We start from the raw sequence: 21,419 nt of genomic DNA, 5'->3' as shown, positions 1-21,419 counted from the left end.
TTGTGGGGTTGCCATGCTCAATGTTACATTGCTGGGTGGAATTTCCTTTTCGGCCAACGGTACGATCGTAAAACCTGACCTCGGGCCGGCTGGGCGCCTCCTCGCCTGCTATCTGTTTGAGTTTTCCGGACGCGTGCACCGTCGGGAACGTCTTGCTGATCTCTTCTGGGGCGAAATCGACCCTGACAAGGCTCGCTCGGCTTTAAACACCGCAATTTGGCGGATTCGGAAGATGTTGGATCTCGGTGCAGTCGGCAATTCCCGCCGACTCGTCACCATCGGTGAAGACGTCATCCTCGAGAAATCGCAATCGCTCCACATCGACACCCACGCGCTGGAAGCTGCCTCTAGACGGGTTCTGAGGCAGCACCAATCGGGCGCGCTGGCCGAAACGGAAATACAGGAAATCAGCGCCGCCGTCGATGCATATGTAGGCCCCTTTCTCGACGGCTGCGACGACGAGTGGATTCTGCAAGAACGGGAAAGGTTGCATTGTCTTTTCGTCCGCAGCACATTCGAACTGATGCGTACCGCGGCGATCCAGGAGCGATACGAACGCGCCTTGGATTTCGGTCGTCGCATTTTGGCGACAGACCCGTTGCGCGAAAGCGTTCAGCGCGATGTCATGCTGCTGTTCGTCCTCAACGGTCAACGTGTTGAAGCCGTTCGCTCTTATAAGAGGCTCGTAGCCTTGCTGAGAGCCGAGCTCAATATCGCACCTATGCCCGAGACCGAGCGACTATACGGGCAGATTCTTTCGGGTGAATTATTCGCCAATATCCGAGAATACGCTCAAGCTCAGTTCGGCTCACCTAAATCGCTCTCTAACTGAAATACCGGTCTTCACAAAAGGAGACCGTGATTTCATCGAGATCGAAAACTTCATTCGTCGGTATCGGTAATAGACTCAGCGGCGATCTTCTCCCAACCCGAGAGGATTAGTCTGTCTTCGTAAGCACGAGCAGCGCTGATGCCCCGCAATCCTACCGATGTGATTCAATCATTTCGTCTTCGATTTTGGCGGGAGCCGCGCCAGGGAGCGTCGGGCGTATGGCGGGGTGATGTTTGGCATGAACAGCAGAGTCCGGGGGACGAGGCTTTCGCCGTTTCCGATCCTGACGAAGCTTTCGCCCTGGTAAGAAAAAGGCTGTACGGCGTTTTGGACGGTCACGACGCGGGAGAAGGCCAAAAAGAAAGTTCCGTGCCATCTCCTCAGCGCTGCTTGGCAGCGATTTGGCGCCGATTAATGAGCTCGCTGCCATGAGCGCCACTACAGACGACGAACGCATGTCTGCCGGCATGAATTTTCTGACCCATCCGGTGCGGCGAATTTTGAAGCTATCTTTAGCCGACGCGCTATTTGAAACGCGAGGCTTTATGTCGTCTAACGTTGCGTCGCAATCAAAGCTCGAAAGAATCGGCAGGGTATTTATTGGGGGCTTCAATGCGTCCCTGGCCGCCGGCGATTTGGTTGCCGTTTTGCGATACATTGATGGCATACCGTTAGCCGAGCGAGGGTTTGCCGTCGAAGGCGCAACGATGGCCGCTGCGGTCGTGGACGCCCTTCCCTTCAGTCGGTCGATGTTGCCGCAGTGCATCGCTGCGTTCAACTCCGATTTCACCTATCTTGCCCATGTCGGCGCGGGCTGGGCCCTCGCGCGCGTACCTTGGCAGCGCAAGCGGATACTCGCAGCTCTTGACCCAATCCACGGTTGGCTTGCTGTCGACGGATTGGGCTTTCACGATACCTACTTCTATCACCGCAATATCGTCGCCGGTTGGCGACGCAAGCAATCGGGCTATGCGATCCATGTCTATGACCAAGGCGTCGGTCGCGCGCTGTGGTTCGTCTCGGGCGGTTCGGTCGGCGGCGCAATTCGTCTGATTTCGACGTTCGCAGTCGAACGGCAACATGATTTGTGGTCGGGACTAGGTCTGGCGATGGCGTATGCAGGACCGGTTGCCGATGTCGACGCACTCGATGCCCTCAAGGCTGCTGGCAACGATGCAGGCCATTTCGCCCAAGGCGTGGCGTTCGCTTGCGAAGCTCGCGTTCTAGCACGCCATGTACCGGAGCACACCGACCAGGTTGCGAGGGAAGTCTGGAATGAAACGCCTTACGAACTCGCCACGCTCGTGCGCGACTCCAGACATGGCTTGCCGAATGTCGAGACCGATCCGCCCCGATATCAAAGTTGGCGGGACAGGGTCGCGCACGCCTTCGTCCACAGCGCACGGAGGATTCAATGATCGGAATGTTGCGGGACCATGCGGCCAAGGTAGCGACAACTTCCATCGCCTTGGTTCTCTACACTTTGGCAGCCCCTCGAGACATTTCCGCGCAGGACCGGAAGGCGCTGATGGGGGGACTTCACTTCAAGGCCGAATACCTGGTGCCCGCAGACAACGGACAGCCGATGCGCGACATCCGGGAGGTTCACCCGTCGCTTCGACAGATCGACGCTTGGATATCTTCGGTCGGTGCCGGTGTTGCGCTGGCCGACATCGCCGGCTTGGGCCGCCCGGCAGATATCTGCCTGGTCGACCCGCGTAACAATAGTGTTTCGGTGCTGCCGTCACCCGGCACCGGCCAGAGATTTCAGCCTTTCGCGTTGCCGACGCCCGTTCAGGGTTACGATCCGACGACCATCGCCCCGATGGGATGTCTGCCCGCGGACATTAACGAGGATGGTCGGATGGACCTCGTCGTCTATTATTGGGGACGCACCCCGGTCGTATTCTTACGAAACGATGCGCCGGAACTTTCCACCCGAGCTTTCACCGCTCACGAGATAGTCGCCGACCGAGAAGTCTGGAATACCAATGCCGCCATCCTGGCGGATATCGATGGAGACGGTCACCCCGATTTGCTGTTCGGCAACTACTTCCGAGAAGGCGATCGCGTGCTCGATGCTGCGGCGGCCGGCAAAATCGACATGCAGCACTCGATGTCCCGAGCCGACAACAGCGGCAGCAAGCGGCTGCTTCTCTGGCAAGGTGCCGGTCCCGAAACCGTTCGCTATCGGGACGCCAGCGACGCCTTCACGCCCGAGATGAAGCAGGGGTGGACCCTCGCGATGGCCGCGCGCGATCTCGACGGCGATCTGATTAAAGCTGACGAAGAAGAGCTCGGAAAATTTCGCCAATTGCCTGAAATCTATATCGCCAACGATTTCGGGCCCGATCGCCTGCTGCTCAATCGTTCGACGCCGGGCCACCCCAGCTTCATCCTTGTCGAAGGAAGGCGCGGCCTCCCCACGCCGCGCTCCAAAGTGCTCGGGCGGGACTCCTTCAAGGGGATGGGCGTGGATTTCGGAGACGTCGTAGAGGACGGTCGCCCCGCCATCGCCGTGAGCAACATTTCTTCTCCCTATGCGCTGCTCGAGAGTCACTTCCTGTTCGTCAATACCGGCGACACCACCGCGTGGCTTCGCGGCGAGGCGCCTTACAGCGACGAGAGCTACTCGCGAGGAACATGGACCAGCAATTGGGCCTGGGACATCAAGTTCGCCGACGTCTTGAATTCGGGTCATCCGGCGCTGCTGCAAGCGATCGGCTTCGTGCACGGCGATACCAACCGTTGGCCGCAGTTACAGGAACTGGCTATGGGGAACGACGAGTTACTGTCGAACTCCCGGGTTTGGCCTCGCTTCTCTCGCGGCGACGATCTCTCGGGCCAAGACCACGATCGCCTGTTCGTCCCCGACGGGCAGGGCAGATTCCATGATGTATGGCCCTTGCTCGGACTCGACGACGGCACCGTATCGCGCGGCATCGCTACGGGGGACGTGTTCGGCGATGGCCGCCTTGCGGTCGTCATCGCGCGTCAATGGAGTCCCTCCTTGTTTCTGCGCAACGAGACCACCGAAGCCGGGCGAGCGATCTCCATCGATCTACGGGTCCCGGGCGCGGTCGCAGGCACAAGAGCCGCAATCGGCGCGGAAGCCCGTCTGCGATTGCCCGATCGGCGTATTTTGACGTCGTCCGTTGACGGCGGTTCAGGGCACAGCGGGCGGCGCGCGCCCGACATTCACTTCGGACTCGGCCAGGTCCCGGACAACGAGCTTTTCGACCTCGAAATCGTATGGCGAGACGAAACCGGGGCGCGGAGCGAGGTCGTCAGCCTCACGCCGGGGCGCTTCCGGATCGTCCTCGGCTTGAACGATTGTCTGTCCCTTCCGATCGGAAACGAAGCACGGAAAGGAGCTTGCCGTGTCAATCACGTTGACCCGTGAACTGCCCGTCGAATCCCCCGCGGCCTCGACGACCGCGCCGGCTCTGGACCGCTGGTATTCCGAGAAGCGGCTGGGTGGCCTCTCGCGATTTGCGTTCGCAATCACGGTGCTCAACATCCTCGGACACGCATTTCTCGGCTTCGAGCAATCTTGGCTAACGCCTCTTGTCGCGCTGGCGGCGGCCTACGGCACGGAGCTAGTGGGCGAAACCGTCGACGCACGCCTTAATCGTCGCGCAGCGCGCTATGCCGGCTCTTTCACAAATCTGGTGAAGTTTCTGTTGCCGGCCCACATCAGCGGGCTCGCCGTCGGCATGCTTCTATACGCCGCGGAGAACGTCGCTGCCATCGCGTTTGCGGCGTCGACGGCGATGGCATCCAAATACGTGTTCCGCATAGCGGTCGGCATTGATCGCGACACACGCCCGATATTCCGCCACTTCCTAAATCCCTCCAATTTCGGAATCACCGTCACTCTGCTGCTCTTTCCTACGGTCGGTATCGCGCCACCTTATCAGTTTACAGAGAACACCTCCGGCATCGTCGACTGGATATTACCGCTCATTATCGTCTGCACTGGCAGCTACCTCAATATCAAGGCCACGGGACGCATCCCGCTGATCGCGACCTGGGTGCTGGCCTTCGCGGCGCAGGCGGCGGGGCGCTCGATCGTCCATGGCGTGCCAATCGTGGCTGCGTGTCTGCCGATGACCGGTTTCGCATTCATTCTGTTCACCTTCTACATGATCACCGATCCGGCGACGTCGCCATCCCGGACGTCGAGTCAGATCGCATTCGCGATGGCGGTCGCCGCATTCTATGGGCTTCTGATGGAGCTTCATGTCGTGTTCGGGCTCTTTTACGCGCTGACGATCGTAACTGCCGGACGAGGAAGTTGGCTCTTGCTGAATCGCTTGCGGCGAACAGCCGAATGGACAACGCCTCGAGCCGCCGACGGCGTCGCCTTTACCAACTCAAGGTAGACCCGACAGATGTCCCAACAGACTAGAGTCGCAGTTCTTTCGACGTCCTGTCGGTTTCCGGACGCGAACTCGAGCGCGGAACTCTGGACCAATGTGATTCATGGCCGCCGCTCCTTCCGAGCGATTCCGAAGAAGCGCCTTGATACTAGCCGCTACCTCGTCGACATCATCGGCGAAGCGGATTCGATCACGCCTATTCGCGCAGGTCTACTAACCGACTGGCAGGTCGATTGCGATCGCTTTCGAATTCCCAAAATGACGTTCGCGGCGACCGACCACACTCATTGGCTCGCGCTCGAGCTTGCGACCGAAGCGATCGCATCGATAGGTGGCGTCGATCGTCTCGACCGCTCAAAAACGGCGGTGATCGTGGCCAACACGCTGACCGGCGAGTTCAGTCGGACGTCTTTGTTGCGACTTCGCGCTCCCTTTCTCGACGAATTGCTGGCGGCGGCCGTAGATCGCGTGACCATGCCCGCCGAGCTCGGCGACAAACTCCGCGGCGCGTTCGTCGCAGAACTTCGTCGCCGGCTTCCCGACCCCAACGAGGAGAGCCTCGCCGGCGGTCTCGCGAACACCATAGCCGGTCGCATCGCCAACTATTTCGATATGCACGGCGGGGCCTATTCTGTTGACGGTGCTTGCGCGTCGTCGATGGTCGCGCTGGCTGACGCCGCTACGTTGCTCGTAAGCGGGCAAATCGACGCTGCCGTGGTAGCGGCGGTCGATCTCAGTCTCGACCCCTTCGAACTGGTGGGCTTCTCCAGAGCCGGCGCGCTGGCCGTCGATGAAATGCGCGTATTCGACGCGCGTGCGAACGGATTTTGGCCGGGGGAAGGCGGGGCCTGCGCGGTATTGATGCGGGAGCAGGATGCCGCACGGCGCGGATTCGACGTGTTGGCTAATATCCGCGGCTGGGGCCTGTCGACCGACGGTACCGGCGGTCTTACGCGTCCATCGGTCGACGGACAGCAGACGGCCTACCGCCGCGCCTATCAGATGGCGGACGTCGATCCTAACGACGTCGCTTTCGTAGAGGCTCACGGGACCGGCACCGCGGTCGGCGACCCCATCGAGGTGCGTGCCCTCGCCGCGCTTCGGGAAGGGGCGCATCGCTCGCTTCCGATCGGTTCGATCAAGGCCAATATCGGACACACCAAGGCGGCAGCCGGCTTTGCCGGTCTGATCAAAACCATCGAAGCGCTGCGCCATGGATTCGTGCCGCCGCACGTGAGCTGCGATACCGCTCATCCCGTATTCGCCCAAGTCGATCATCGCGTACATCCCAACACCGCATGCGAACCGATCGGAAACGGAAGGTATGCTTTCGCCGGCGTCTCAAGCTTCGGCTTCGGTGGAATCAACGCCCACCTCGTTCTTGAGCACAAGGGAACCGCCGCATCGCGGGGTGTGTCGCCGCGTCCTTCGGTCACCCAGGACGCCGAGCTATTCTTGTTTGCGGGAAATCACATCGACGAAGTCCTCGCCTCGATCGCAGCGATCGAGCTTCGCGCGCCGAGCCTGTCGATGGCGGAATTCGCCGACATGGCCGCCTACGTGGCGTCGAAGGCGAAACAGGGCGTCGTGCGGGCCGCGGTCGTCGCCTCGCAGGGCGAGGAACTGGCTCACCGGCTGGCCCGCATCAAGGCAGCAATCGCGTCGGGTGATAGCCTGAAAGATTATGACGATGGCATCTTTACAGGACAGTCGTCGCGCGCTCCCCGCGTAGGATTCCTATTCCCGGGTCAGGGCGCGCCAAGTCGGCCGGGCGGAGGCGCCTGGCGACGCCGCTTCGCAGAAGATCTGTCCGAATTAACCGGTCGGCTAACACTGATTCCCGGCGACGACCTTTCGGACACACGCGTCGCACAACCCTGCATCGTCGCTGCCTCGCTGGCATCACTTCGCCTGCTCGATCGCCTCGGGTTCTCCGCTTGCGTCAGTGCAGGCCACAGTCTCGGCGAAATCAGTGCGCTTGCCTGGGCAGGGGCGCTCACTCCCGACGCAGCGCTCGGGCTCGCGATCGAGCGCGGATCCATCATGTCAACTTTGGGGATCCCGGGAGGCTCGATGCTCCGCGTCGCGCTGTCATCGCACGACGCGTCGTTGCTTGCGCAAGATACCGGAGCAGTGGTGGCCTGCCGCAATGGCGCCGCCGAAGTCGTCCTGTCGGGGGACGCCGACGCCATCACCGCCGCTGCGGCCCGGTGCCGCGCCCGCGGCATCGACGCCACACGGCTTTCGGTTTCACATGCGTTCCATAGCCCGCATATGGCAACAGCATCGCCAGCCTTCGCTGTAGCGCTAGGTAACACGCAACTCAACGCCCTGACAGATCGCACCGTCGTCTCGACCGTCAGCGGCGCAGCGCTCACGCCGCAGTCTGATATTCGCCGGAGCCTGCTCGACCAGCTCACTCAGCCGGTTCTGTTCGATGCCGCGCTCGAACTTTTGACTGCCAAGACAGACATTCTTGTGGAGGTCGGTCCGGGACATAGTCTGACGCGTTTGGCTCGGACCGCAGGGGCTGAAGCGTATTCCGTCGATGCGTTCGCGGATTCGCTCAAGCCACTTCTCTCGACCGCGGCTGCGCTGTTCGCGGCCGGCGCAGCCATTCGAACCGATTGGTTGTTCGAAGGTCGTCATATCAGGGCGATCGAGCCCTCCGTTATCCCTCGCTTCATCGAAAGTCCATGCGGGTCGTGGAGTGTCGCCGAAACAGCGTCTAGCGCTGCCCCACTACCGGGGCCGAAACTCGCTAAAATCGAGCATCCTGCGGCGGAACTGCCGACGATAGAGCCGCCCCTCGACGATCTGACCGACCGCACGCCGTTGGCGGTCGTATTGTCCGTTCTTGCGCGAGAAACCGGGTTACGAGCGGAGCGGATCGGCGCCGACGATCGCTTTCTGGATACACTTCATCTCAATTCACTAGCAGTCACGCGGGTCGTGGTCGCCGCGTCCAGGATGATGAGGCTGCGCATACCCGCTACGCCTACCGAGTTCGCAAACGCCACGGCTCGGCAAGTCGCGGACGCGCTGGCCGAAATCCAGGCACTTGGCAACGATTCCAGGGAGCAGACGCAGCGTATCGCAGGCGTCCGTCCTTGGGTTCGGGCCTATGCAATGTCGTGGGCTCAAGCTGCCGCACGTTCGAGCGACGATCCAGATGCGTCGTGGTCACGATTGATTCTTAGCGAACCGCGTCAGGGATCGCTTGGCGGTGGGTATGGCAACGCGCTGTCCATCTGGATCGACGGCGAGTTTAGCCCAGAAGCTGCGTCCGACCTGATCGACATAGCGGCCGATGCGGCTCGGCTCCGAGTCCAACATCTTGCGCTGTGCCATCGAGGCGCCCCCATATCCGGCTTTGCACGATCGATCGCTCGTGAGAGACATTTCGAGTCAGTCAGAGTGATCGACTGCGCCAACTTTGGAATGGATGATCTGTGCGTCAACGCGGCGCTTTCTCGCCCGGTGAAAGGCTTCGACGAGGTCCGGCTGACAATTGACGGCCAATTGTTGGAGCCCATTTTCGCTCCGATCGAGCGGTGTCCGGCCCCGGATGCCTCGTGCGGGATCGGCACCGACGATGTCGTGGTCGTAGTGGGTGGAGGCAAAGGCATTGCCGCCGAATGTGCGTTGCAGATCGGGCGCCGTGGCGCCGCCATTATTCTCGTCGGCCGTAGCCCGGCCAGCGACATTCAAGTAGCCGCAACGCTGGAGCGAGCCCATCGGAGCGGACTACGCTGCCACTACGTTTGCGCCGACGTACTGGACTCGCATACGTTTTCTGCCGGTCTCAATCGTGTTCTGGCCGTCACTGGCCCGGCCACGACGCTGGTTTACGCACCGGCAATCAATGAGCCGCGCCGTCTGACCGATCTCGACCAGGAGACGGTGCTTCGTACGCTGGCGCCAAAGACCTCGGGTTTGCAATCGACGCTGCAAACGCTCGGCCCCTCACTTCGTCGCTTGATCACGTTTGGCTCAATTATCGGCCGTATCGGTCTGGAAGGTGAAAGCCACTACGCGCTGGCAAACGCCATGCAGACCGCAGCTTCGGAGGCGTGGGCTGCCGCAGCGCCGGCGCGCACCTCGCTGGCCATCGAATGGAGCGTGTGGGCGGGCGTCGGAATGGGCGAGCGGCTCGGCACCGTCGAACGGCTGTCGGCGCAAGGGGTCGACGCGCTATCCTTGGATGATGCGCTCGCCGCGCTGGACCGCATGATCGCGACGGACTTAAAGGGCACTCTTGCGGTCACCGGTCGGTTTGGTCCGCCGCCCGAACTTTCGCTCGGCTCGACCGAACTGCCGACTCTACGGTTCGTCGACAACCCGCTAGTCGCGTTTCCCGGCACCGAACTCGTGATAGAGACGACGCTGTCCGGCGGACGAGATTTGTATCTCGACGACCACGCTGTCGACGGTCACGCCGTATTGCCGGCGGTGATGGGACTGGAAGCTATGGCTCAGGTGGCCTCGGCACTTGCTCCGATCGGCCCGCGGATCATCGTCTGCGACACCGAGTTCTGCCGCGTATTGCAGGTTCCATCGAACGGCGCGACCCGTATTCGGATCGCGGCGCTGCGTCATGAAAACGCGAGCATCGATTGTATCCTATTCGCCGCAGACGACGACTTTTCTGCACCGTGCATGCGCGCGAGTTTCTCATCCGGCAAGCCCGGTGCAATCCTGGCCACCGATTGCCCAGCGGGCGAAGCCCCGTTTACCGCAGACCCGCTCTATGGACCTCTGTTCTTTCATGGCAGTCGATTTCAACGCCTGAAGCATTTCGAGATTGCGACATCGCGGCGCGTGATCGCCCAAGTGGCGCAGACGCCGACGAGCAGGTGGTTTGGCGCCTATGAGGCAACCACCCTAAAGTTAGGCGATCCGGCAGCTACCGATGCGGCGTTGCATGCACTGCAGGTAGCGGTGCCACACCGGCGGGTGCTGCCGGTCCGCGCCGCGCGAATAGAGATCGACACCGGCGCGTCGCAGATCTCTCGCGTCAGCGCCTTCGAGAAGAGAGCGATTGGACATGTCTACACCTTCGACATTCTGGCCAGCGACTCCGGCGGCCGAGTTGCGCAAAGATGGACCGACATCAGCTTCCGCGCTGTCGATCAGACTGACATCGGCAAGGTTTTAAGCGTCAGCCCCGATCTTATCGCGCCCTATCTGGAACGCGCGGCACGGGAAGCACTCGACGACGACACCATCGCCGTCGCCTTCGTTCTAGACCCGCAAGCCACCCGGGAACAGCGGCGCAACGCGGCTGTTGCACGACTCGGCCTCACCGGAAAGCTTGAACGGCGCAGCGACGGTCGTCCCATTCGTACCGAAGATGAAGGCACCGTCTCGATAGCTCACGTCGCCGATGCGACGCTTGCGATCGCCGCGCGAAGTCAGATTGGATGCGACATCGAAGCGTCTGGAACGGCCTCCGCAGATCTCGAAATGATCCGCCGACATGTCACCTACGAGGCCTGCCGAAAGGTTGGCCGCAAACCGATGCCGCGCGTATTCGGCCCCCAAATAGCTGGTGCTGCCAGCCGCATCGAAGACGTCCAAGTGATAACAATCGAGATCCCGCTTGCCTCGAAGCTTCTTGTCGTGGCGTTCGGTCGTCTAGACCCACTGTCTCGTCCTGCGGTGCAGCGGTTTAATCTGCAACCCAATGAGGTGACCTCGTGAACATCAACGTAACGTCGACCGCCGACGATATGGACGCTCAAGAGAGCCTGAAGCGAGACGTCCGGATTACCCGCAGCGCACCCCATTTCTCTTACCGCCACACCGTGTCGTTCGAGGAAACAAATCTGGTCGGGAATGTCTATTTTACTCGACATCTGTCTTGGCAGGGGCGTTGCCGTGAAATGTTTCTCAAATGCCACGCGCCCGCTGTCCTGGGCGAACTGGCGCAAGACCTGCGCCTCGTCACGCTACGGGTCTCCTGCGAATATTTTGAGGAAGTAACAGCGCTCGACGAGATCGACGTAGTCATGTCGCTGGCGCACATAAGGCAGCACCGCATCGGGCTCGACTTCAACATCTACAAGGCGCAACCAAGCGAACGAATTTGCGTCGCGCACGGTTTCCAAGAGATCGGCTGCATGCGGGCCACTGCCCAAGGGCTGGTACCGGACCGTCCGCCCGCACCGCTGGCCGAGGCGCTGACGTTGTACGGGAGGGTGAGCTGAAGATCGCCGAACGCCCAGACGATCCATGCCAATGAGTGCATTGATACTCGGAACAGTGTCTAAGCTGAATCGCTCTGGAACCGCCTTCCGATTAGCATCTGTTTCTTAAGTTCATGTATCTTAAGACTAGCTTCGAGCCGTCTAAGCTTGGCTTGTGTCTCCCAGCGGAGGGCAAACCGTGTGCGCCGCAACACCCGAAGGGCTTGATCTTTACAGATTCTCGGGCATCGCGCGATCGGCGATCTCACAGCACATCTCCAGGGATTTCGGAGATACCGGCTTTCATAAAGTAACGATCGCCGTATCAAACGCCGAACAGTTTGCTTTTTCCTATACGATCGGCAGGCTCTGGAAACGCCGGGGAAGCGGTTGCCGATCAGCCCTCTGGATCATCTCGCCAAAGGTCATGGCCGGAACTGTTGTAGTAATTGAGGAGCAAGCCGGCATAGAGACGACCAATATATGGTTGCGTCTCCGCACATCAACGAAGGCAATATTCGTAACTGCAGACAGGTTGTACGACTGCGTCCTTGGAACGGACTTTACCTACGCAGATTTCCGGTTTTGGGCAGCATTTGACATGTTTCTTTTGGAAAAGGCGGAGGAAAGTGCGCTCGATGGACATCCAGTAACTCTCGTCTCTGGTAGCGTTTGCACGATTTGCTGCGAAGAACGACCTGTAAAAATGACATTCTGCGCGGAGAGTGGGATTTTGCGTGAGCTTATATGGCCTCACCAGCGAGATCATAATCCGATTCGGGTTTTGCAGGCCGGCGGGCTTCTCAAGATCGACGGCATCTGGACGCCTCAAGTGATCGCGGTTAGCCGACCACGAGATGGCTATAGCTCTCGTATGACATTGCGCGGGACTGCTCATCACCTGGAAATTGACGACAAGCTATTTGATCCAGAAAGAGTCAACTCGGCGCTTTTGGCGGAGTTCACGGATGCGTTGAAGCTCGTGCCAAACATATCTAACTAGGATGTTTCGGAAGATGCGCTCAACTGGCGACGCCTCCAAATATCCGAATTGGTGCCATGCGACGATTCGCGCGACCTATGTCCTGTCCGTAATCGGCGCCGTGATACTGGTTGCGGTCGCGCGCTTGTCCCTAGCAGGATTCCGCACGAACGTGAGCTACTGGGAATGGCTTGGACGTCTCATCACTTATGTGTTCTGTCGTCTCGGTGGCGCATTCACGAAGGTCGGACAGGTTGCCTCCACGCGGTATGATGTCTTGCCGGCGCCTCTGCTCAAGCAAATGCAGATTATTCAGGACCACGTTCCACCATTTGGTAGTGGAATTGCACGTTCGATCATTGCGAACGCGTTCAACAGGCCGATCGAATCTGTCTTCCAATACTTCGACGACACTCCGATAGCGTCAGGAACGGTTGCTCAGATTCACTATGCCATCGGCCACGATGGGCAAGAGCTCGCCGTCAAGGTCCGGCGCCCCGGTATCGAGGAGCTGTTTCGGATAGATGCATACCTGCTACGGAAACTGGCGGCTATCGCCGCAGCAATGCCTTTTTACCGAAGCGCTCCGGTAATCGAGACCGCTTCAGAGATCGGGGACCTGCTTCACGGCCAAACCGACTTTACGACGGAGGCGCGTTGGCAGCGTCTGTTTCGCGATAGTCTGGCGCGAATCCCCGGGCTGATCGTTCCTCGAACCGTGGATGATTTGTGCAGCGGTGAAGTCCTGACGATGGAATTTTTGCCAGGCCTTCATCGATTAGACGACGTCTCGCTACCATCAACGGCGCGGCGACACGCGATGCTAACTACGCTGCGCGCGATTTACGTGCTGATTTTTCGAGAAGGCCTGATTCACTGCGATCTGCATCCGGGCAACATCTATCTAGTTATTTGTGGCGATCCCGTACTCTTGGACTTCGGTTTTTGCGGACAGATGAAAGAACGCGAACGACGTCTCTTTTCAGAGTTTTTCCTATGCATCGCAATGAATGACAGCGAGCGGGCGGCCAAGATCGTTTTAGAGATGGCAGTCGCTCCACCTTCACCTATCTTTGATGAGCAGGCCTTCCGCAGAGAGATCAAAGAGGTCGTGCATGAAGCATCAGGGAAACGAGCACGCAATTTCTTAATCGGAGATTTTGTTCTCAAGCTATTTGGCGTTCAGAGGCGCTGGAGCCTTCGCGCCTCGTCAGGTTTTTCGCAACCACTCCTGAGCCTGTTGGTGTTTGAGGGAATACTCCGAGGGCTATATCCTGACTTAGACTTTCAACGCGAGGCCCTCCCGTTCGTTCTAGCAGACGAATATGAACAGGAGACCGAACCTTTGGCGGCCCCCTGTTCAAATCTCTGACACGCGCTCGCGCCTCGCGTCCAATGTGGCTTACTGCGGATAGCCGCCAGGCGCTGCAATAAGAAAGGGCAGCTTTCAACGCCCGGCGCGCAAAATCGCTTCGGCCAGCAATGTCTTTAGGCGAGCGTTCTCGGCCTCAAGCGCTCGGACCCGCTCATCCTCCGCTCCAACTGCTCTTGCTGCCCGGACAGAAGCGGTTACCGGCGTTACCTGCTGTTGAACCAAATCGCGCCACATGACGCGAGCCTGAAGTATGGTACCTATTGGCTTGTCCGTCCTACTGTCCAACAGATCAACGGCTTTAACACTTTGCGTACTTTCATCTCCGATCGGAGGAACCGTTTGCACCGTCGATTGCAATTGAATCGGCTCGCTTGAGCGGAGAGTTAAACCATGCTGCGGCATCTCGACTTTGACACCTATGGCCGCTGCACATTTTGCATTCGAGACCACGCCATATGACGGCACGCTCTTGTCGAGCGACACGTTTACATCGCCAAAAAGCGGGCTCTTACCTGTCAGGTTCAACTCCGTGAATTGGGCAACAACAGTCGAAGTTTCCCAAGCTACCGCGGTCGCACCGTGACCTAGCAAGGGTACTGTCCGATTTGCAACGAGTTGGCCTTTGAGTTCGACAGTATCTCTCCCGACACCATCTATTTCGTAGGTTTCGTGAATGGTAATGTCGACCGTATCTACGCCTGCCGGAGGGACCGTGCGTGGTGTCACCGCTATAGCCATGAGTTTCTCCTGTCTTTGGCGGCGGTTCGCGGAACGACGGTCGTCCCGCTAAACCTAAGCTGAGGAATCTACCCTAGCTAGACTTGGCACACTTATCCTGGATTACCGTTTTTTGCGTCGTGCCTCAGCGAGCCAGGCTCGACTAATGCGGGATAACCAACCGCCCATCTCAGAGAAGCAACTTCGACCCCGAGTGTCGTTTGCTGAGCAGACTGGGCAAGGCGTAAACGATCGGTGGATCAAGACAACTCATGGGACGCAAATGAAGCACAATCGGTGCAAGCGTCTTGATATTTTGAGGGCTTAGCGCGGTTGAAGCGACGCGAATACGACCTGAATCCGGAAAGAGGGTGTCAAATGGCGTAGCATCGGCCTCAAAACTCGCAGCCAAGACAAACAGCGATTTGGCCTGGACTCCAACGTTCAAATTGAAGCGACCTTGGCCGACAATAACCGCTCCAGCTATTAGCTCGTTGACTGGGATCGCGGAACCGAACAACCCTATAAACGTAATTTCTCCTCTCGCATGAGTAATTGATAAGAAGCCCGGGATCTCTCGGATCGATCCCGTTCTCGGGATAACGCCTTGAAGTTCATTCAAGAACCAACCCATATCCCAGTTCTTTACCTGTGAAACGAGGCAGCGGAAAGAACTCGGGGTTAACCCGACGAGATCGGTGAAAGTGCGCGTAAAAGTGCCGACCGATTCATAGCCAAGCTCGTGGCATATGTTCGCGATAGTTATATCAGATCGGGCAAGAAGCCTTTTTGCTTGGTCTATTCGGTGAGATTGAAGGAACCGAACAGGAGTGGTGCCACTCAAACGCTTGAACGCTCTTAGAAAGTCACGATATCGGAGCGATCGATCGTCACAGAACCGATCTATTTGAACCGCGCTGCTGGGCTCAGATCGAATTGTATCCGCCAGCGACCGAGCGGCTTGATACAGCGGCGACCTGACACGATAGCGGATCCGGTGATCAGTCAAAGAGGACTTATCGAACAAACCGCTTGGACTGTCCTCCGCCTTGAAGGATCCCGAAGCCAGCGTTTGAGGCTTGAGAGCTGAGCGATGCATGGCCCCACCTCTGGAGTCTTGAACAAATAGATCGATATCGAGCCGAAAAAGAGATCGGCGCGGTGAGATCGTCTTCAACGAGAAACCGGTGATCCTGCATCTCAGCGTCGACAAGACGCAGCGCGCTTCCGATCGTCGGCATGGCATTGCGAATAATTTCTTTGTCAGGAGATGTTCCCATCGCAGGCTTCAGAAAGCGCTCGTGGATACAGTGACGCACCAGAAATCCTTCTCCATCTTTGAGATGCGTGCAGATCTCTACGTGGACTTTCCAACAAACGGTCTGGCAACCAGCCCCGCGGCAACATCGCGCTCGGATTTGCGCGCGACATGTTCCATTAGCCCAATCATGGCGAACGGCATCGGCAGCAGGTTCATAGCGAAGTGCCAAGTCACGCGATACCCGACGGCGAATTCCGGGCTGCCCATGACGCTGGAGCCGCCGAACAGCGTGCTGAGTCCAATTGGTTTACCGACAAAATACGCGGTAAGCGTCAGCATCAGATGCTCATAAAGATGGAAGGTCTCGATGTAGAGCGCCCAGCGGATCCATTTGGATCTCACGCAGTAGTATAGGCAACCAAGGCTGGTCAGGAAGATGCTGTTGCCGATAAGATGCAGGACCTCCATTCCCAGCATCATCTGCCGCGATGGGGCCGCGGTAGGAAACATGATAGTCCCCGCCCGACGAACCATTTCCGTCAACCAGGGCGACATCCAGGGTGTGTCGCGGCCACAGATGTTCGAGTAGTCTCCAAGGATCCACACCCCGAATTGCATGGCGTGCTCGGCGAAATGACCGACCTGAAATGCGAGTCCTACGCCAGCCACTGCTGCGAGGACCGTAGCCAAGCTCGGCAACTGTTCCGGTGCGGATGTGTGGGATACCTGTTCCAGAGCCATGTCCCGCCAGCCTCCCAGGATTCGGATTTCTTCGAACGACTTATGGGATGGCAGAGGACACCATCGATCTGACCTGAGGATCACGACCAAATCACGAAACGGCACGCGATCGGACGATCGCCAGCTTGACGACCAACTCGTCCGGAAGGCGACGACGCGGAACGAGGCCGGCAGGATAGAAAGCAAACTGTGGGGAGCGTCGGGCCGGTTCGATGACGACAGAGAACGCAGGATCGCGAGGGTGCAGCGCTCGCCTGGGAAACACTCTTACCGGTGTGCCGGGCGTTTTTTGCTGCCGGAGACGTGAGGGACAAGGTCTATCGCCAAGCCATAACCGAGGCTGGCATGGGCTGCATGGCAGCCTTGGATGCGGAACGCTTCCTAGGCGGTGAAGCGGCCTGACCGCCTGAAATAAAAAGGGGCCAGCGGATGGCCCCTTCCCTTCTTTAATCTCGGCCCTACAAGCTCTAACTGTGCCCGCCAAGATCCCACCCCGAGAGTGGCGCGCCCGTCGGTTCCGCCACCGATGCATGTCCCTTTCAGGCGAAAGGTGTTTTCGACGCATCATCGGGACGATTGTCCTCGTAGAGATTACGGACTTGATCACCCGAGAGGTGTCGGCGTTCACGCAGACGATTGGCGACGGCGAGGACGGCGTCGCGGTGCCGGACCATCAGTTCGGTGGCTCGGCGATGCAGGTCCGCTAGGTGCTGTTCAACCTTCCGACGCAGCACGCGGTCCTTCCTAAGTAGATCGGCGACCTCGTTCGGCCCTGCCAGGTAGGAGAGCGTGTCGCCGAGACCGACAGAGGCATGGAGGCAACCCACGAACCGGGTCGCGACCGCGAGATCGCTCTTCAAGTCGCCACCAGCGTTGGACGAGGCGCTCCTAAAGATGGTCTCCTCGGCGGCCCGACCGGACAGGATGGCGACGACCCGGTCCTCGACGTCGGTCTTGATCGGCAGCTCCGCGCCGGCGGCTTCCGCGAAAGTCTCGCCGAGGCTACCGTCGCCGTCGCGGATCACGCAACGCATCACCGTACCCTTCAACGCGAGGGTAGCGACCGCGTGACCGGCTTCGTGGACGCAGGCGCGCCATAGGACGTCCGGCGCGAGACGGCTCTTCGGCAACGCTACCGCGCGCAGATCGGCCGGCGAGAGCATGCCTCCGCGATGCCGGGCCAGGCGACGAGCCTCGCGAACGTGCAGCATGATCTCGGCGCCGGTTGCCCCTTCGATTAACCCGGCGATCTCACTGAGGTCGCGCTCGGCGACGTCGCCGGCGACATGATAACGCAGGATGTTCAGCGTTCCGGCGAAGTCGGGCCTCTTGATCTCGATCGCGCGTTCGAGGCGCCCGGGACGCATCAGCGCCACGTCGAGGTCGGCGATCCGGTTAGTGGCCCCGATGACGATGATGCCGGTCCTCTTGCTCCGATCGACGTCTTTGCCCGTTCCCGCGAGACCGTTGTCTAGGTTAGTCAAGATGTCCCCCAAAATGGGCGTCCAGTAGTCCCTGTTACGGCCCGACATGGTCGCGCGATTCGGAATCGCGTCACATTCATCTAGAAATAGAATAGCGCATTTTGCACTCGCATTAGATGCAAGTGCTCTGGCCTGCGCGAACACCTGACGTTCGGCGCGAATGACATCGTGAAGATACCCGGTCCCGCTAAACCAATCGGCCACCGACGACTCCAACAAGGGAATCCCGCACTCCTTCGCCACCATCCTCACCCAAAGCGACTTGCCGAGGCCGGGCTCCGAAAAGACCACCACGCCACGGTCCAGAGCAGACCACGGAATCCTGTGCGCACGATAATCCTCTACGTCCTTGGCGAGCGCCAATGCCCAGCGTCGCGCCTCTCCGAATTCGACGGCAAGACGCAGATCGGGCAGCATCTCGACTGCGATTTCCGCACCGATCTTGGCGGACGTCGTCGCCAGGCGATCGCGGATCTTTCGAGCGGACGAGCGGGGCCGAAAGGTCGAAAGGATGTCGGGAAAGTCCAGGCCTACGACACTGAGCCCCGAGAAGTCGACGCCGTGAGGCTTGCCGACGAACCGCGCGACGGCATCGCTCACGACCATGCCGGACGACTCGAGCTCGATCGTTAGATCGGCCGCGGCGACCAGCGTGGACGGCAGAATGCCGACATCGGCGGCGACACCGAGAACGGAGCGTTTGGTCAGCTGGACAGCTACCGCGTCCGATCCCTTGTCCGCGCGATGCTGCCGGTCGGAGCCGTCCCGGGAGACAAGCATCCAGGAACGGCCGAAAACCTTCTGGCAATATTCCGCGACCGGTGCGACCCATGCCGGCGTCGGGACCCGGATCACCACCGCGACCGGTTGCTTGCAGTCGCCGAGCTTCCGGCGGACGGACGGCGATGTCGCCGCTTCGAAGGCGGCGGCGGCGAGCGCCATCTGCGCGTTACGCTTGCCATCGCGATCGTCCGCGATCGGCTCGGGCCGGCTCTCGTCAGACTCTTCGAGGTCGTAGTCCGCCTCGGTGACGCGGCTCACATCGTTGGGTTTTTGCATCTTTCGTGGCTCTTAAGTCCCTTCACGAGCCGATTTCGATGATCAGGCCTGGATCGAAATCCGGGACCTCGTCGCCGTAACCATGCGGATTTGAGATCACGCGGGTCGTCCGATTGATCACGTAGTCGGAGCGGGCGTGAACGTGACCGTGAAACCAGAAGTCAACTCGTGGCGTGGGCCCGATTCCTTCCTGCGGGTGGAAGCGCGTATCGTCCGCTCCGTCGTGCCGACCGGAAAGCAGGTCGTCCGCAATCGTCGAGGCGAAGGCGGGCGTCAGGGGATCGTTCTTCCAGACTTCGGGAACGGAGCGGAAGCTAGGCGCGTGGTGCGTGACGATCACGACCGGCACGGTCGCGGCGTGCGGAGCGGCGAGTTCGGTCGCGATGTAGGTCCGCGACGCGGCATGCAGCGCCGCCGCTTCCTGGGGACGAAAGCGTCCCCACGGGCGCTTCCGCCACCCGATCCTCCGGTGGTCGTTCATGCCGTCGCGCGCGGCCGCCATGGCGGCGGCCATGCGGTGGTCGCCGAAGAGTCGGAAGTCGACCCAGCAGGTGGCGCCGATAAACCTCACGCCCCCGACGCCGTTCACGGCGCCGACGAGGGCGGTATCGTTCTCCAACAGGATCACGTTGTGATCCGGCGCGGCGCGACGGGCCTCGTCCAGCTCGTCGAACACGAACCTTCTGTAATACTCGTGATTTCCCATGACGAACACGATCGGGATGTCGATGGGAACGATGCGACGCAACGCCACGAAGGAGTTGCGTGCGCCTTCGCAGACGTCGCCGGGCACGACGACGACGTCGACGCCGGCACCGATCGCGATCGGTTTCGGTGCACGCCAGTCGGCATGCAGATCCGAGAAGAGTTGGGCAAGCATCAGACATCGGCTCCGTGGCCACCGCGCAGGCGGCGGCGCCGGCGCGCGTTGCGGATCCGGCTTTCGCACCAGATGTTATGCAGCATCCAGCTCGTCGACAGGCCGATGCGATCGATCGGATGGAGCGGCGCCTTGTTCAGGAGGTGCGCCATGACGGGCGCCGCGACGGCGTCCTTGAACGCGGCGGCCAGCAGGACCGTCATGGTCAGATCGAGCCTCGCGTTGACCTCCTCGGGCATCCGCATGCCCAAGGCGATCTTGATCGCCGCGGCGGCGTCGCCGCGGACCGCAGCGCGCCACTCTTCGATCGTCGAACTGGTGTGTGCGACGCAGTCCCGCACCTGCTCCTTCAACGCGTCGTTGAACATCTCGGCGGTGTACGACCGCCAAAAGGCAAGGGCGTCCTGCCAGGCCTCGGTCTCGTGGGGGCGATGCGCCTCGGCGCCGTCGTCATCCTTCTCTACGGTCATTTGGCTCCATCGCGCCGCGCTGCGCGGCTCCTTCTAAATTTTTAGGACTTGCTTGCGGTGGTGTCCCATCGGGACACCACCGCCCTTGCATCGCCACGCCGGGCCATGGCATGCCTCACCGGGCCACGCCCCGCCGGGGGACTCGTCAGTCGAGGGACACCTCCTCGATGGTGAACCGGCCGTGCTTCTTGCGCCAGTCGCCCACGCCGACCTGCGAGCCCGCCACGCGGAAGAGGTCCACGACCTGTTCGCGATTGATCACGGTGGCGAGGAACGTCACGCGGACGACGCAGCTCCAATTCGCGAAATAGGGGCGCGTCCGGGGCGTCAGCGAGCGCCGCACGCGCACGAGCTTCCTGAACCTGAAGTTCGGGTTCTTGGCGAGCTTGCCGATATCCTTGGGCCCGTCGTATTCGAGCGGTGCCGGCGCGTCGACGAGAACGGCACCGGCGAGCGTCGCGCCGAAATTCCGGGTCTTGGCCGCATCCTCGAAGCACTTCTCCAGCGCGTCCGCCGGCAGGCACGGTCGGCCTTCGTGCGTCCAAAGCTTGCCGAACCACTCGATGTCGGCGATCCGACGGTGGTCGGCCGTGGTCTTCTTGCGCTTGTTGGTGATCGCGAGGAGCTTCACCGCATCGGGGTCGAGGGGATCCGCCATCCTCGAGTTATTCATCAGAAGAGGGCCGGCGGATTCGAGTTTCAGGGTCAACCGCTCGATGCTCATGCCGCTTCTCCCGCGAACGAGGCGTCGAACAGCGGCGCACGGGCGTGGATGACGACGTCGACGACGGTCGGCGGCTCGAGCTTCGCGAAGAGACGGGCGCGGAGGAAGTTGTGCACATCGTGGTGGCAGTCGCGGCACAGCGCGGTGAGATCGTCCGGGCTCTCGGCGCCGAGGTTCTCATACGTACGGTGGTGGGCCTGCAGCGGGATCTCCGAAGAGGGCGCGTTGCAGAGGCGGCAGCGGAATCCGGCCGAGCGGAGAGCTTCGAATCTGGCGGGGCTCGTAAGCCAGGCGTCGCTCGCGATGTATTGGCGGTGTCTCATC

Annotated in this window: 16 protein-coding genes and 1 pseudogene; 9 read left to right on the top strand and 8 right to left on the bottom strand. The window is 60.3% G+C overall.

What is annotated here, in order from left to right; all coding sequences use genetic code 11:
* Positions 1-13: 13 nt before the first annotated feature.
* The 8 genes from ACQR1W_RS12885 to ACQR1W_RS12850 all read left to right on the top strand — a co-directional run bounded on the left by ACQR1W_RS12885 (position 14) and on the right by ACQR1W_RS12850 (position 13,756).
* On the top strand, positions 14-832 hold the full coding sequence (locus tag ACQR1W_RS12885) for an AfsR/SARP family transcriptional regulator (RefSeq protein WP_434851100.1): 819 nt from the start codon (positions 14-16) through the stop codon (positions 830-832).
* A gap of 428 nt (positions 833-1,260) precedes the next feature.
* Positions 1,261-2,250, top strand: a complete 990-nt coding sequence (locus ACQR1W_RS12880; RefSeq protein WP_434851099.1) for a DUF1702 family protein — start codon at positions 1,261-1,263, stop codon at positions 2,248-2,250.
* Positions 2,247-4,235 carry a CRTAC1 family protein gene (locus tag ACQR1W_RS12875; RefSeq protein ID WP_434851098.1) on the top strand — a complete coding sequence of 663 codons (1,989 nt, stop codon included), beginning with the start codon at positions 2,247-2,249 and terminating at the stop codon, positions 4,233-4,235. The genes ACQR1W_RS12880 and ACQR1W_RS12875 overlap by 4 nt, the downstream gene beginning before the upstream one ends.
* Complete coding sequence (locus tag ACQR1W_RS12870) at positions 4,213-5,217, top strand: hypothetical protein (protein ID WP_434851097.1); 1,005 nt, start codon at positions 4,213-4,215, stop codon at positions 5,215-5,217. The genes ACQR1W_RS12875 and ACQR1W_RS12870 overlap by 23 nt, the downstream gene beginning before the upstream one ends.
* 9 nt (positions 5,218-5,226) lie before the next feature.
* Positions 5,227-10,917 carry an SDR family NAD(P)-dependent oxidoreductase gene (locus ACQR1W_RS12865; RefSeq protein ID WP_434851096.1) on the top strand — a complete coding sequence of 1,897 codons (5,691 nt, stop codon included), beginning with the start codon at positions 5,227-5,229 and terminating at the stop codon, positions 10,915-10,917.
* Positions 10,914-11,423 (top strand): acyl-CoA thioesterase, encoded by a 510-nt coding sequence (locus ACQR1W_RS12860; RefSeq protein WP_434851095.1) that lies wholly within the window; start codon positions 10,914-10,916, stop codon positions 11,421-11,423. The genes ACQR1W_RS12865 and ACQR1W_RS12860 overlap by 4 nt, the downstream gene beginning before the upstream one ends.
* A gap of 178 nt (positions 11,424-11,601) precedes the next feature.
* The gene (locus ACQR1W_RS12855) at positions 11,602-12,405 is read left to right on the top strand and encodes a hypothetical protein (protein WP_434851094.1); all 804 of its coding nucleotides are present in this window, start codon (positions 11,602-11,604) and stop codon (positions 12,403-12,405) included.
* Positions 12,406-12,418: 13 nt separating this feature from the next.
* Positions 12,419-13,756, top strand: a complete 1,338-nt coding sequence (locus ACQR1W_RS12850) for an ABC1 kinase family protein (protein WP_434851093.1) — start codon at positions 12,419-12,421, stop codon at positions 13,754-13,756.
* Positions 13,757-13,831: 75 nt separating this feature from the next.
* Here ACQR1W_RS12850 and ACQR1W_RS12845 read toward each other — a convergent pair whose 3' ends face one another.
* From ACQR1W_RS12845 to ACQR1W_RS12835, 3 genes are all read right to left on the bottom strand, one after another.
* Positions 13,832-14,497, bottom strand: coding sequence for a DUF6073 family protein (locus ACQR1W_RS12845; RefSeq protein ID WP_434851092.1), 666 nt, complete (start codon positions 14,495-14,497; stop codon positions 13,832-13,834).
* A gap of 169 nt (positions 14,498-14,666) precedes the next feature.
* Complete coding sequence (locus ACQR1W_RS12840; protein WP_434851091.1) at positions 14,667-15,575, bottom strand: helix-turn-helix transcriptional regulator; 909 nt, start codon at positions 15,573-15,575, stop codon at positions 14,667-14,669.
* 258 nt (positions 15,576-15,833) lie between these two features.
* Complete coding sequence (locus ACQR1W_RS12835; RefSeq protein ID WP_434851090.1) at positions 15,834-16,478, bottom strand: DUF6008 family protein; 645 nt, start codon at positions 16,476-16,478, stop codon at positions 15,834-15,836.
* A gap of 260 nt (positions 16,479-16,738) precedes the next feature.
* Here ACQR1W_RS12835 and ACQR1W_RS12830 point away from each other — a divergent pair.
* Positions 16,739-16,880, top strand: a pseudogene (locus ACQR1W_RS12830) (thioredoxin-disulfide reductase); the annotation flags it as partial.
* A 137-nt stretch (positions 16,881-17,017) separates the two neighbouring features.
* On the opposite strand, the gene ACQR1W_RS12825 reads toward ACQR1W_RS12830, so the two are convergent.
* The 5 genes from ACQR1W_RS12825 to ACQR1W_RS12805 form a co-directional block, all read right to left on the bottom strand.
* Positions 17,018-19,021 (bottom strand): AAA family ATPase, encoded by a 2,004-nt coding sequence (locus ACQR1W_RS12825; protein ID WP_434851089.1) that lies wholly within the window; start codon positions 19,019-19,021, stop codon positions 17,018-17,020.
* Between the two features lie 22 nt (positions 19,022-19,043).
* Complete coding sequence (locus ACQR1W_RS12820; protein ID WP_434851088.1) at positions 19,044-19,901, bottom strand: metallophosphoesterase; 858 nt, start codon at positions 19,899-19,901, stop codon at positions 19,044-19,046.
* A complete protein-coding gene (locus tag ACQR1W_RS12815; protein WP_434851087.1) occupies positions 19,901-20,371 on the bottom strand; it encodes a hypothetical protein in 471 nt (156 codons plus the stop codon). The genes ACQR1W_RS12820 and ACQR1W_RS12815 overlap by 1 nt, the downstream gene beginning before the upstream one ends.
* A 145-nt stretch (positions 20,372-20,516) precedes the next feature.
* On the bottom strand, positions 20,517-21,029 hold the full coding sequence (locus ACQR1W_RS12810) for a hypothetical protein (RefSeq protein WP_434851086.1): 513 nt from the start codon (positions 21,027-21,029) through the stop codon (positions 20,517-20,519).
* Between the two features lie 62 nt (positions 21,030-21,091).
* Positions 21,092-21,418: an HNH endonuclease gene (locus ACQR1W_RS12805; RefSeq protein WP_434851085.1), complete on the bottom strand. Its 327-nt coding sequence runs from the start codon at positions 21,416-21,418 to the stop codon at positions 21,092-21,094.
* Position 21,419: the final 1 nt, after the last annotated feature.

This window comes from Bradyrhizobium sp. HKCCYLS1011 (assembly GCF_051167795.1).
GTDB lineage: Bacteria > Pseudomonadota > Alphaproteobacteria > Rhizobiales > Xanthobacteraceae > Bradyrhizobium.
This window is presented reverse-complemented; position numbering and strand designations above follow the sequence as displayed.